Below are 10,831 nucleotides of genomic sequence, written 5' to 3'. Positions count from 1 at the left end.
CCCGACCGGGTCCCGCCGCGACGTCACGAGGTGACGAGGACGACCTTCCCGCGGACGTGACCGTCGATGAGATGGCGGTAGGCGTCGACGACCCGTTCGAGCGGCCACACGCTGTCGATCGGGAGCACGATCTCCCCCTCCGCGATCCACCGCCCCAGCTGCGCGAGCTCCGTCTGCGTCGCCGCTTGCCCGCCGACGCCGCCGAAGCCGTGTTCGGCGGCGAAGGGGCGGTCGGCGATGGTGTTCACCCGCTCCGGAGCGACACCGAGGTCGCGCGCAAGCTCGAGGGTCGGCCGTCCGTGGGTGTCGATGACGGCGGTGATCCCGCCGGGTGCGGCCTCGAGGACGCGCTCGCGGAGACCGTCGCCGTACTGGACGGGGATGATGCCGAGACCGCGGAGGAACTCCTGGTTGGCCGCACCGGCGGTGCCGAGCACGACCGCACCGCGCCGGCGGGCGAGCTGCGCCGCGAGCACGCCGACCCCGCCGGCCGCCGCGCTCACGAGCACGGTGTCCGACCGCTGTACGCCGACGGCGTCGACCGACGCGATCGCCGCCCGTCCGGCGATGTCGAGCGCGCCGGCCTGCTCGATGGTGAGCCCGTCGGGCACGTGGTGGAGAATGCCGGCCGGGGCGATGAGGAAGTCCGCCTGCGCGTGGAACCGGTGTCCGCCGTACACGTGGTCACCCGTCGCGAACCCCTGCACGCCGCTCCCGAGGCCGTCCACCACGCCGGCGAAGTCGTTGCCGTTCCCGCTCGGGACGTCCCGGCCGAATGAGGCGAGGGCTTCAGGTGATGCCGCGAGCTTGTGGTCGACGGGGTTGAGGCCTGCAACGAGCACACGGACGCGGACCTCGTCGTGACCGGGCACCGGGATGTCGCCCTCGACGAGGTGGAACACCTCGGGGCCTCCGAACCGGTCGAATCGCACGAACCTCGCCATGATGTCTCCTTCGCAGGCCTTCGCCGACCTCCATGCTCACACGCTTCCCGGGTGACGACCACCCCGGCCACTCGGGACGTCACGCGCCGTTCACCCGGCCGAGCGAGAATCGCGGACATGGGATGGGTCGATGCGGTGCAGACGGCGATCACGGCGTGGTTGCTCGAGATCGCCGCGTCGGGCTGGGTGTTCCCGGCGCTGTACCTGCTCACCGTCGCCGACGCCTTCCTCGTCATCCTGCCGAGCGAGACCGCGGTCACCGCGCTCGGCGCGATCTCGGCGTCGAGCGGATCGCCGGACCTCGCCCTCCTCGTCGGTGTGGCCTGGGCGGGGGCCGTGACCGGCGACGTGTCCTGCTACCTCCTCGGACGACGGATCGGGACCACGCGGTTCGCCTGGATGCGGCGTCCACGGGTCGCCGGTGCCATCGCCCGTGCGGGCGTCGCGCTCGAGCGCCGCGCCGCTGCAGCCATCCTCACCGCGCGCTACATCCCCTTCGCGCGCATCGCGGTCAACCTCGTCGCGGGGGCGAGCGGGCTCCGTCCCCGTCGGTACCTCCCGATCACCGTCCTCGCGGGGCTCGCCTGGGCGCTGTGGAACGTCGGCGTCGGAGCCGTCGTCGGTCGCTTCCTCCCGGACCAGCCGGTGCTGGCGACCGCCGTCTCGATCGTCGTCGCCGTCGGCCTCGGTGTGGCCGTCGATCGGATCAGCGCAGCCCTGGCCGCCCGACGGCGACGAGCGCGAGCCTCACTCGACGAGTTCGCCCCGAGCCTTCTTGCCGACGATGGAGTGCCGGCGGCTGTAGGCGAAGTAGATGATGAAGCCGAGCGCCAGCCAGACGAGGAACCGCACCCAGGTGAGCGTCGTCAGGTTGAGCATGAGCCAGACGCAGAGCACCGCTGAGAGGATCGGCAGGAACGGCGACCACGGGACACGGAACGCGCGCGGCAGCTTCGGGTACTTCTTCCGGAGCACGATGACCGCGATACTGACGAGCACGAAGGCGGAGAGGGTTCCGATGTTGATCATCTCCTCCAGCACGCCGACGTCGGTGAGCCCGGCGATCAACGCGACGAGGGCACCGACGATGAGCTGCACCCGCACGGGCGTCTTGCGCTTCTCGGAGGTGACGCTGAGGGATCGGGGCAGCAGGCCGTCGCGGCTCATGGCGAAGACCACGCGGGCGAGCCCGAGCAGCAGCACCATGATGACCGTCGTGAGGCCGGCGAGGATGCCGATCGAGATGACCTGGGCGGCCCAGTCGGCGCCCACCGCGATGAAGGCGGTCGCGAGCGACGGGTCCTCCGCCTCGGCGAGGGTCGTGTAGGGCACCATGCCGGTGAGCACGAGGCTGACGCCGACGTACAGGACGGTGACGATCGCGAGGCCACCGAAGATGCCGCGGGGCAGGTTGCGCTGCGGGTTCTTGACCTCTTCCGCGCTCGTCGCCACGACGTCGAAGCCGATGAACGCGAAGAACACGAGCGACGCTCCCGCGAGGAGACCGAAGACCCCGTACTGCGCGGGTGCCGCGCCCGTCATGAAGGAGAACAGCGACTGCGACCAGGTGTCGGACGCCCCGCCCTTCGTCGGGACCTCGGCGGGGATGAACGGCGTGTAGTTCGCCGCCTTCACGTAGAACGCGCCGACCACGATGACGAAGATGACGATCGCGACCTTGATGATCGTGAAGACGCTCGCGACGCGTGAGGACAGCTTCGTGCCGAGGACGAGCAGGGTGGTGAAGATCGCGACGATGACGAACGCGCCCCAGCTCACCTTGAGCCCGAAGACGTCGAGCTCGCTCGGGACGTCCCAGCCCCAGAGGAGGAACACGTTGCTCAGGTAGATGCCCCAGTACTTGGCGATGACCGCCGCGGCGGTGAGCATCTCGAGGATGAGGTCCCAGCCGATGATCCAGGCGAGGAGCTCACCGAGCGTGGCGTAGGTGAAGGTGTAGGCAGAACCGGCGACGGGCACCGTCGAGGCGAACTCGGCGTAACACATGATGGCCAACGCGCAGGTGACGGCCGCGAGGATGAAGGCGAGCGACACCGAGGGGCCGGCGTAGTTGCCGGCGGCCTTGGCCCCGACGGAGAAGATCCCGGCGCCGACGGCGACCGCGACCCCCATGATCATGAGGTCCCAGGTGCCGAGCGTGCGCTTCAGACTGCGCCCTTCGATCCCCGAGTCCGCGAGGGAGTCCTCGATGCTCTTCGTCCGCCAGATGCTCATGGTGCTCCTTGCCGTGGTGCGGTGCTGCCGTGGCCTCGCGCGAAGCCGACTCTCGACCTTGCCAGATGAGCGGCCCGGGGTCGAGTCGGAAGTGGGATTTCCTCCAGGTGACGGCTCCCCGGCGGACACGAACGGGCGGTGACACACGAACGGGCCGCCATCCGAATGGATGACGGCCCGTCACGAAGAAGCTCGCGGTGTCAGCGCCCTTCGACAGGCTCAGGGACCGGGGTCCCGATGCGCTGGAAGGGGTAGAGGTGCTGCCTAGCGGCGGAGTCCGAGGCGCTCGATCAGCGAGCGGTAACGCTCGATGTCGACGGCCTGGAGGTAGCCGAGGAGGCGGCGACGCTGTCCGACCAGGAGCAGCAGACCACGACGCGAGTGGTGGTCGTGCTTGTGCTCCTTGAGGTGCTCGGTGAGGTCCTTGATGCGGCGGGTCATGACCGCCACCTGGACCTCGGGGGATCCGGTGTCACCTGGGTGGGTTGCGTACTCTTCGATGATCGCCTTCTTACGGTCTCCTTCAAGCGCCATAGTGGTGATCCCCTCTCTGTTCGTTGCGCGGTGCCCGTCGCCTGATGCGTGGGCTCTCTTGATCCGCGGCCGTTCGACGGCAACCTTGTGATTCTAGCAGGTTCAGAGCGGCGGAGGTTCGCGATGGGTCGTCCGGCGCTTCGCGTTCAGCCGTTCCTCCGCCTCGACCGCGGTGGCCCGGCGTCGGCGGCGCAGGACGAGGATGAGGGCGAGCGCGATGAGGTCGAGGACGAGGAAGGCGACGAGCAGCCAGACCCACACCGGCGGACCGGCTCCGGCGGTCGGCGCAGGCTCACCGGCGGCGGCTGCCGCCTCGGCCGTGGTGGTGGAGTCGTAGACCAGGCGGACCGGATCACCGAGGGTGGCGCCACCGCCGTCGTTCGTGGACACGAGGGCCAGCGTGATGTCGTACTCCCCCGCATCCGCACCGCGCAACCACTGGGTCATGTTGATCCTCGTGGACCAACCGCCGTCCGAGCCGACCTCGATCGGTTGCCCGTCGAAGCGGAACTCCGTCGCGCCGGTCTCCCCGGTCGCCTGCAGCTTGCACGCATCGTCGTCAGACGTCGAGGCGCTGAAGCAGGGCTTGGCCGCGTCGTACAGGTCGATGGAACGCCAGTAGGACAGCACGACGTCGGCCCCCGGCTGGGCGGTCCCCGTGACGTCGAAGCCGCTCACCTGGTCGCCTTCGAGCGTGTAGTCCACCCGGTAGACGGTGTCGCCGTCGGCAGGGCTCTCGATGGTGCCAGCGGCCGCGGCGACCGCCGGGGTGGCGGCGAGCGGAGCCGCGACGAGGGCCGAGCCGAGCAACAGGGCCGCGACGGCGACACCGACCACGCGCGGCGTACGCCACAGGGTCCGACCGATCCGACGGGCTCCGGAGATCACCTGGCCACCATCCCCTCCGGCACCGCCGGACGGCGACGCTCCCCACCAGTATCCCAAAGACGTCGGTCCACCACCTGGGAACGACGCGGGCGGAGGCCGGGTGGTCCGGCCTCCGCCCGCGTCAGGCCGTTCCGAGGCGCTCAGGCGCCGAGGCCTCCGAGCAGTTCGGAGAACGGGCGACCGAGGGCGAACGGATCGTCGCGCCCGCCCGAACGGTCCGACGCCGCGACGAGGGCACGGAGCTCGCCCGCCGCCCGTTCGATCCGCTCCGGCAGCGCGCTCACGTGCGCCTCGCCGGAGCCCCAGTCCTCGGACGCCGCGAAGACGGCCGTCGGGACCGTGACGGCACGCAGGTAGGCGAACAGAGGCCGGACCGCGTATTCGAGCGCCAGCGAGTGCCTGGCCGACCCTCCGGTCGCACCGAGGAGGACGGGCACCCCGGTCAGTGCCGTCGGTTCGACGATGTCGAAGAACGACTTGAACAGGCCCGAGTAGCTCGACGAGAAGATCGGCGTCACCGCGATCACGCCGTCCGCGCCGGTCATCGCTTCGACGGCCGCCGAGAGCCTGGGGCTCGGGAACCCCGTGAGGAGGTTGTTCGTGATGTCCTGCGCGAGGTCGCGCAGCTCGATCGACGTCGTCTCGACCGTGTGGCCGTCACGCTCGAGCTGTGCGACGGTGGCGTCGCGGAGCCGGTCCGCGAGCAGTCGGGTGGACGACGGCTGACTCAGGCCGGCGGAGACGACCGCGAGCGTGCGCGCGCCCGTCATCGTCCGACCCCGACCGCTGCGCGACCGAACGCCGAGCCGGCGTCGGCGTGGCTCGTCTCGACGGCTCCGGAGCGCGAGGCGAGCTCGGCGTCCGCCGCTGCGACCATCGACGCATGGGTCGGAGCCTCCGGCACGGTCGCCGGACGGTCCTTCGCGAACTCCTTGCGCAGCACGGGCACGACCTCGCCGCCGAGGATCTCGAGCTGGTCCAGCACCGTTCCGAGCGGCAGACCGGCGTGGTCCATCAGGAACAGCTGTCGCTGGTAGTCCCCGAACGAGTCACGCATCGAGGCGTAGCGGTCGATGACCTGCTGCGGGCTTCCCACGGTGAGGGGCGTCTGCTCGGTGAAGTCCTCGAGCGTCGGGCCGTGCCCGTACACGGGCGCGTTGTCGAAGTACGGACGGAACTGGGCCACGGCGTCCTGTGAGTTCTTCGCCATGAACGCCTGCCCTCCGAGTCCGACGATGGCCTGCTCGGCCGTGCCGTGCCCGTAGTGCTCGAAGCGCTGACGGTAGAGCTGGATCAGGCGCATGTAGTGCTCCTTGGGCCAGAAGATGTTGTTCGCGAAGAAGCCGTCGCCGTAGTAGGCCGCCTGCTCGGCGATCTCGGGGCTCCGGATCGAACCGTGCCAGACGAAGGGCGGCACGCCGTCGAGCGGACGCGGCGTGGACTGGAAGCCCTGGAGCGGGGTGCGGAACTGCCCCTGCCAGTCGACATAGTCCTCTCGCCAGAGCCGGTGCAGCAGGGCGTAGTTCTCGATGGCGAGGTTGATGCCCTCGCGGATGTCCTTGCCGAACCAGGGGTAGACCGGACCGGTGTTCCCGCGGCCCATGATGAGGTCCACGCGGCCGCCGGCGAGGTGCTGCAGCATGGCGTAGTCCTCGGCGATCTTGACCGGGTCGTTCGTCGTGATCAGGGTGGTGCTCGTCGAGAGGATCAGGTGTTCGGTCTTCGCGGCGATGTAGCCGAGCATGGTGGTCGGGCTCGACGGGACGAACGGCGGGTTGTGGTGCTCGCCGGTCGCGAAGACGTCGAGGCCGACCTCCTCCGCCTTGAGGGCGATCGCGACCATGGCCTCGATGCGCTCGTGCTCGGTGGGCGTGACCCCGGTGGTCGGGTCGGTGGTGACATCCCCCACCGTGAAGATTCCGAATTGCATGATGCGCTCCCACAGATTCTTCCATGCGTTTGCATGGATATTCAGCACAACGAGGCGAACCACCGCACTATTCCCACGCGCCGGGAGAACATCGCCGAGCGGTCGTGCGGGACCCCTGTCCCATGTCGGAGGCCTGTGGCAGGATCGCCGCATGAACGGCTCAACACACCCCGACTCCGGCCCGTCGACACCTCGTCCGCAGCACGTCTGCGGGATCGTCCCACCCTGGCTGCTCGAGCGGATCGCCGAGCTCGACACCCCGCGCCTGGCGCGCGCCGCGAGCGCCGCCCGGTACTCCCTCCTCGCCACCCGCCCGTACCGGTTCCCGGAGCCGGGCACTGCGCCGCAGACGGCGTCGGGGCCCGCGCGCGGTGCGACGACGGAGCGAGGGGCCGTCTCCGCCCCGCGACGCTCCATCTTCGACGCGGAGCGCTCCGAGACGCTTCCCGGCACGCTGGTGCGGTCGGAGGGCGATCCGGCCACGACGGACGCCGCGGTCACCGCCGCCTACGAGGGACTCGGCGACACCCACACCCTCTTCGCCGAAGCGTTCGCGCGGGACTCCATCGACGGCCTCGGGCTGCCGCTGCTCGCGACGGTGCACTACGGCGACGACTACGACAACGCGTTCTGGAACGGCGAACAGATGGTCTTCGGCGACGGCGACGGCGAGGTCTTCCGGAGCTTCACCAGCTCGCTGAGCGTCATCGGTCACGAGCTGGCCCACGGCGTCACGCAGTACACGGCGAACCTCACCTACGAGGGACAGTCGGGCGCCCTGAACGAACACGTCTCCGACGTCTTCGGCGCCCTCGTCGAACAGCACGCCCGCGGCCAGGACGCTGCCGCGGCGTCCTGGCTGATCGGCGAAGGACTCTTCACCGACGAGGTCGAGGGGAACGCCCTGCGCTCCATGCTCGCCCCCGGCACCGCCTACGACGACGACGTCCTCGGGAAGGACCCGCAGCCGGCCCATCTCGACGACTACATCGAGACGACCGACGACAACGGCGGCGTCCACCTCAACTCGGGCATCCCGAACCGCGCGTTCGCGACATACGCCGTCGCCCTCGGCGGTAACGCCTGGGAGCGCGCCGGACGCGTCTGGTACGACACGCTCACGGGCGGGCTCGCCGAACGCACGGACTTCGGCACCTTCGCCGCCGCCTCGATCACCGCGGCGACCTCACGATTCGGTGCCGACTCCGAGGAGCGGACGGAACTCGAGGCGGCCTGGGCACGCGTCGGGATCGTCCCGGCCGACTGAGCACGATGGTGGCGATCATGCCCGCGGAGTAGCATCGCGGCATGAAGGTCACGGTCACGAGGAGCGGCGGCGTCGCGGGGATGACGCGGCAATGGGAGGTCGTCGTCGACGACCAACCCGACGTCGACACCTGGATCGTGCTGCTCGACGGCCTGCCGTGGGACGACGCCCCGCAGGGACCACCGCTGCCCGACCGCTACGTCTACCGCATCCGGTGTGCGCCCAAGGAGGCGACGCTCGGAGAACGGCAACTCACCGGTCCCTGGCAGGAACTCGTCGAGCGGGTCCGCGCGGCGCAACCGCCTCACGAGTGACGGCAGCGGTCCACCCTCGGGCGGACCGCGCGTCCGTCAGTGCTGCGGGAACCGTTCTGCAAGCAGTTCGATCGTCCGTTCACGGGCCGGTGCCGAGTTCGCGGGAGTGCCCTCCCGTGCCGATCCGACCGGCGACACCATGACCTCGTCGACGCCGAAACGATCGGCGAGCCCCTGCAGCTCGCTCGCGGCGCGGTCGGCGTCGCCGATGATCCAGGCGGCGCGCATCTGCTCGACGAAGCCGAGTTCGAGGTCGCTCTGCTCGGCGGTCGCGGCCTCCTCCACGGTGGCGATCGGCCCGAGGGGCTTGCCCGAGCGCAGCCGGGCCATCTGCTGGAGGTTCGGCAGGGCGAGGGCCTCGGCCTCTTCCGCGGTGTCGGCCACGACGGCGTTCGCGGTGAGGAAGGTGCGCGGGGCGTCGAGGAGCGCCGAGGGCTGGAAGCTCGAGCGGTAGAGCTCGAGGGCGCGAGCCGTCCCCTGGCCGGAGAAGTGGTGCGCGAAGACGTAGGGCAGGCCGAGGGCTGCGGCGAGCGCCGCGGAGTAGTCGCTGGATCCGAGCAACCAGACGTCGGGCACGCTCCCTGCCTTCGGCGTGCCGCGGAGGGCGTACTCCTCGCCGGAGGTCATGCGGACACTGGCACCGTCGACCCCGAGGAGGGCGACGATGTCCTGCACGTTGTTCGGGAAGCGGTCGACGTCGCTCGTGTTGCCGGACTGGCGGAGGACGGCGGAGATGACCGGGTCGCTGCCCGGGGCGCGTCCGAGGCCGAGGTCGATGCGGCCCGGTGCCGAGGCCTCGAGGAGCGCGAACTGCTCGGCGACGACGAGCGGCGCGTGGTTCGGGAGCATCACGCCACCGGAGCCGACCCGGATCCGCTTCGTCGCGGCGGCGAGGATGCCGATCACGACCGCGGGGTTGGTCGACGCGACGGACGGCATGTTGTGGTGCTCCGCCACCCAATACCGGTGGTACCCCAGCTCGTCGGCGCGCTTCGCCAGGGCGATCGTCGCGGCGAGTGCCGCCGCGGTGTCCTGGTCGGTGCGGACGGGGATGAGGTCCAGTATCGAGAGTCGCATGTTCACCTTTCGTCGCGCTGCCGAACGGCGACAGGCGCGTAGGGTGCAGCGTCCGGAGGGCGCGACATATTCCGCGACGGCGCGACCGGCGGATTCTCAGCACGGTCCAAGCCGGAGCCGACATCCGGCGCGTACGCTGGACGCCCGCCACTGCGAAGGAGCACACCATGGGATTCCTCGATCGACTGCTCGGACGCCCCGAGTCCGGCGAACCTGCCAAGGCGACGGACGACGGCCGGAGGGCATCTGCGACGACCAGGACGCCGGACGAGGTCGCCGTCGAGCGATACCGCTATCTCCTGCGCACTGCTCCGCCGGAGACCATCGAGCAGGTCCACGAGGAGGCGTTCACGAAACTCACCCCCGAGCAGCGGGGCATCCTCTTCCGCCAGTTGTCCGAGGACGCTCCCACGGGTGAGGCGCCTGCGAACGACTCCCCGAAAGCCCTCGCGCTCTCCGCCACCCGCGCCGAGATGCGTCAGCCGGGCACGCTGGAGCGGAACCTCGGCCCGCAGGGAGGTGGCATGGGCTTCGGTGGGATGCTCGCCAGCTCGATGCTCGGCACGATCGCCGGGGTCGTCGTCGGTTCGGCCATCGCGCAGGCGTTCATCCCCGACACCGTCGGCACCGACGCCGGGGCGGATGCCACCGGCGCCGATCAGGGCGGAGGCGAGGCCGGAGCGTCAGACGGGGCGGCTGTCGACGCCGGAGCCGACCCGACTGCCGGCGGCTGGGGCGATGGAGGGTTCGCGGACGGAGGCGGCGGCGACTTCGGTGGCGGTGGCGACTTCGGCGGTGGAGGCGACTTCGGCTTCTGAGCGCGGACGCGGTTCAGCGTCGACGGCCGGCAGCGGCCGCCGGGAGCGCGGTCCGCAGCTCGACGGCGCGGAGTTCGAGGAGCTCGATGACCTCCTCGATCCGTCCCTCCCGCGCCACATCGGTGGCCCGCTCCACCCACTGCGCGAGTTCCCGCTGCGCGCTGTTCGGCAGGCCGCGGAAGAACGCCAGCCGACCGGCGTCGTGGAGCGCCTGCTCGAGGTCGGGCCGCAACCGGACGACCGTCCCGGTCGCCGCGAGCGGCGCGTCTCCCACATCAGCGTGTCTGCCCATGCGGCCACGCTAGCGGCTCGGATGGCGGCCGTCGAGGGACCGGGCTCCGATCGGCTTCGGGAGTCCGGTCTTCGGGCGGCGAACCCTCAGGCGAGTTCCCAGGCGGCCACGCCCCCGCCCACGACGACGAACACCGGGTGGGGCTGGGGACGCCAGACCCTCGCCCACCGGGCCGCGACGTCCGGGCTCCGTTCGAGGAGATGGCGGCGCAGGTTGCCCCACTCGTAGTCGAGCTGACCGTCCGTCACGACGAGCGGCCCCCGCAGAGACCCTGCGGCGATGATGCGCGAGCGGTCGAGGTCCATGCCGCGCGCCCCCGCTTCGTCGGCGACACCGCCGAGATAGGCGGCGACGGCTTCGAGCGGTTCCTCCGCCTCGAGGAAGCGCTGGAGCTGCGGGTGCGAGCGGAGACTCGAACCGGGCTCAGCCAGGACCCGCTGGGCGATCAACCCCTCGCGCCAGGACGACGTCACCGCCTGGGCGTCGAAGTACCGCGGATGGATCGACCAGAGACGCATCCCTCCATCCTGCC

Annotated in this window: 12 protein-coding genes and 1 pseudogene; 4 read left to right on the top strand and 9 right to left on the bottom strand. The window is 70.6% G+C overall.

Going from position 1 to position 10,831, the window contains the following annotated elements; all coding sequences use genetic code 11:
* Positions 1–23: 23 nt before the first annotated feature.
* Positions 24–944 (bottom strand): NADP-dependent oxidoreductase, encoded by a 921-nt coding sequence (locus ASE44_RS16430; RefSeq protein WP_056781881.1) that lies wholly within the window; start codon positions 942–944, stop codon positions 24–26.
* Between the two features lie 117 nt (positions 945–1,061).
* Between ASE44_RS16430 and ASE44_RS18295 the strand changes: the two are divergent.
* Positions 1,062–1,547, top strand: a pseudogene (locus ASE44_RS18295) (DedA family protein); the annotation flags it as partial.
* Between the two features lie 144 nt (positions 1,548–1,691).
* Here the strand turns inward: ASE44_RS18295 and ASE44_RS16425 are convergent.
* The 5 genes from ASE44_RS16425 to ASE44_RS16405 all read right to left on the bottom strand — a co-directional run bounded on the left by ASE44_RS16425 (position 1,692) and on the right by ASE44_RS16405 (position 6,531).
* Complete coding sequence (locus tag ASE44_RS16425; RefSeq protein WP_056012201.1) at positions 1,692–3,179, bottom strand: amino acid permease; 1,488 nt, start codon at positions 3,177–3,179, stop codon at positions 1,692–1,694.
* 264 nt (positions 3,180–3,443) lie between these two features.
* Complete coding sequence (rpsO, locus tag ASE44_RS16420) at positions 3,444–3,713, bottom strand: 30S ribosomal protein S15 (protein WP_056012204.1); 270 nt, start codon at positions 3,711–3,713, stop codon at positions 3,444–3,446.
* 102 nt (positions 3,714–3,815) lie between these two features.
* Positions 3,816–4,601: a hypothetical protein gene (locus tag ASE44_RS16415; RefSeq protein WP_056781880.1), complete on the bottom strand. Its 786-nt coding sequence runs from the start codon at positions 4,599–4,601 to the stop codon at positions 3,816–3,818.
* A gap of 140 nt (positions 4,602–4,741) precedes the next feature.
* Positions 4,742–5,371 (bottom strand): FMN reductase, encoded by a 630-nt coding sequence (locus tag ASE44_RS16410; protein ID WP_056781879.1) that lies wholly within the window; start codon positions 5,369–5,371, stop codon positions 4,742–4,744.
* On the bottom strand, positions 5,368–6,531 hold the full coding sequence (locus ASE44_RS16405; RefSeq protein ID WP_056012214.1) for an LLM class flavin-dependent oxidoreductase: 1,164 nt from the start codon (positions 6,529–6,531) through the stop codon (positions 5,368–5,370). Before ASE44_RS16405 ends, ASE44_RS16410 begins: the two co-directional genes overlap by 4 nt.
* Before the next feature lie 151 nt (positions 6,532–6,682).
* Here ASE44_RS16405 and ASE44_RS16400 point away from each other — a divergent pair, with 151 nt between their 5' ends.
* Positions 6,683–7,798: a M4 family metallopeptidase gene (locus tag ASE44_RS16400; RefSeq protein WP_056781878.1), complete on the top strand. Its 1,116-nt coding sequence runs from the start codon at positions 6,683–6,685 to the stop codon at positions 7,796–7,798.
* 41 nt (positions 7,799–7,839) lie between these two features.
* On the top strand, positions 7,840–8,112 hold the full coding sequence (locus tag ASE44_RS16395) for a protealysin inhibitor emfourin (protein ID WP_056012221.1): 273 nt from the start codon (positions 7,840–7,842) through the stop codon (positions 8,110–8,112).
* Between the two features lie 36 nt (positions 8,113–8,148).
* Here ASE44_RS16395 and ASE44_RS16390 read toward each other — a convergent pair whose 3' ends face one another.
* Positions 8,149–9,189: an LLM class flavin-dependent oxidoreductase gene (locus tag ASE44_RS16390; RefSeq protein WP_056012224.1), complete on the bottom strand. Its 1,041-nt coding sequence runs from the start codon at positions 9,187–9,189 to the stop codon at positions 8,149–8,151.
* A 167-nt stretch (positions 9,190–9,356) separates the two neighbouring features.
* Between ASE44_RS16390 and ASE44_RS16385 the strand changes: the two genes are divergently transcribed.
* Positions 9,357–10,007: a hypothetical protein gene (locus tag ASE44_RS16385; RefSeq protein WP_056781876.1), complete on the top strand. Its 651-nt coding sequence runs from the start codon at positions 9,357–9,359 to the stop codon at positions 10,005–10,007.
* A 13-nt stretch (positions 10,008–10,020) separates the two neighbouring features.
* Here the strand turns inward: ASE44_RS16385 and ASE44_RS16380 are convergent, their stop codons facing one another.
* Both ASE44_RS16380 and ASE44_RS16375 read right to left on the bottom strand, forming a co-directional pair.
* On the bottom strand, positions 10,021–10,299 hold the full coding sequence (locus ASE44_RS16380) for a YdeI/OmpD-associated family protein (protein ID WP_082456161.1): 279 nt from the start codon (positions 10,297–10,299) through the stop codon (positions 10,021–10,023).
* Between the two features lie 86 nt (positions 10,300–10,385).
* Positions 10,386–10,831, bottom strand: a 446-nt coding sequence (locus ASE44_RS16375) for a pyrimidine dimer DNA glycosylase/endonuclease V (protein ID WP_235522670.1), incomplete at its 5' end; no start/stop codon positions are given.

Origin of the sequence: Plantibacter sp. Leaf1 (assembly GCF_001421315.1) — a bacterium.
In the GTDB taxonomy this organism is placed as follows: domain Bacteria; phylum Actinomycetota; class Actinomycetes; order Actinomycetales; family Microbacteriaceae; genus Plantibacter.
The sequence above is the reverse complement of the archived record's forward strand: the minus strand, read 5'-3'. Positions and strand labels throughout refer to the sequence as shown.

Excerpts from the sequence above, each read along its gene's own strand:
- ASE44_RS16430 (WP_056781881.1), bottom strand. The coding sequence starts at position 944 with ATGGCGAGGTTCGTGCGATTCGACCGGTTCGGAGGCCCCGAGGTGTTC.
- ASE44_RS16425 (WP_056012201.1), bottom strand. The coding sequence starts at position 3,179 with ATGAGCATCTGGCGGACGAAGAGCATCGAGGACTCCCTCGCGGACTCG.
- rpsO (WP_056012204.1), bottom strand. The coding sequence starts at position 3,713 with ATGGCGCTTGAAGGAGACCGTAAGAAGGCGATCATCGAAGAGTACGCA.
- ASE44_RS16410 (WP_056781879.1), bottom strand. The coding sequence starts at position 5,371 with ATGACGGGCGCGCGCACGCTCGCGGTCGTCTCCGCCGGCCTGAGTCAG.
- ASE44_RS16405 (WP_056012214.1), bottom strand. The coding sequence starts at position 6,531 with ATGCAATTCGGAATCTTCACGGTGGGGGATGTCACCACCGACCCGACC.
- ASE44_RS16400 (WP_056781878.1), top strand. The coding sequence starts at position 6,683 with ATGAACGGCTCAACACACCCCGACTCCGGCCCGTCGACACCTCGTCCG.
- ASE44_RS16395 (WP_056012221.1), top strand. The coding sequence starts at position 7,840 with ATGAAGGTCACGGTCACGAGGAGCGGCGGCGTCGCGGGGATGACGCGG.
- ASE44_RS16390 (WP_056012224.1), bottom strand. The coding sequence starts at position 9,189 with ATGCGACTCTCGATACTGGACCTCATCCCCGTCCGCACCGACCAGGAC.
- ASE44_RS16385 (WP_056781876.1), top strand. The coding sequence starts at position 9,357 with ATGGGATTCCTCGATCGACTGCTCGGACGCCCCGAGTCCGGCGAACCT.
- ASE44_RS16380 (WP_082456161.1), bottom strand. The coding sequence starts at position 10,299 with ATGGGCAGACACGCTGATGTGGGAGACGCGCCGCTCGCGGCGACCGGG.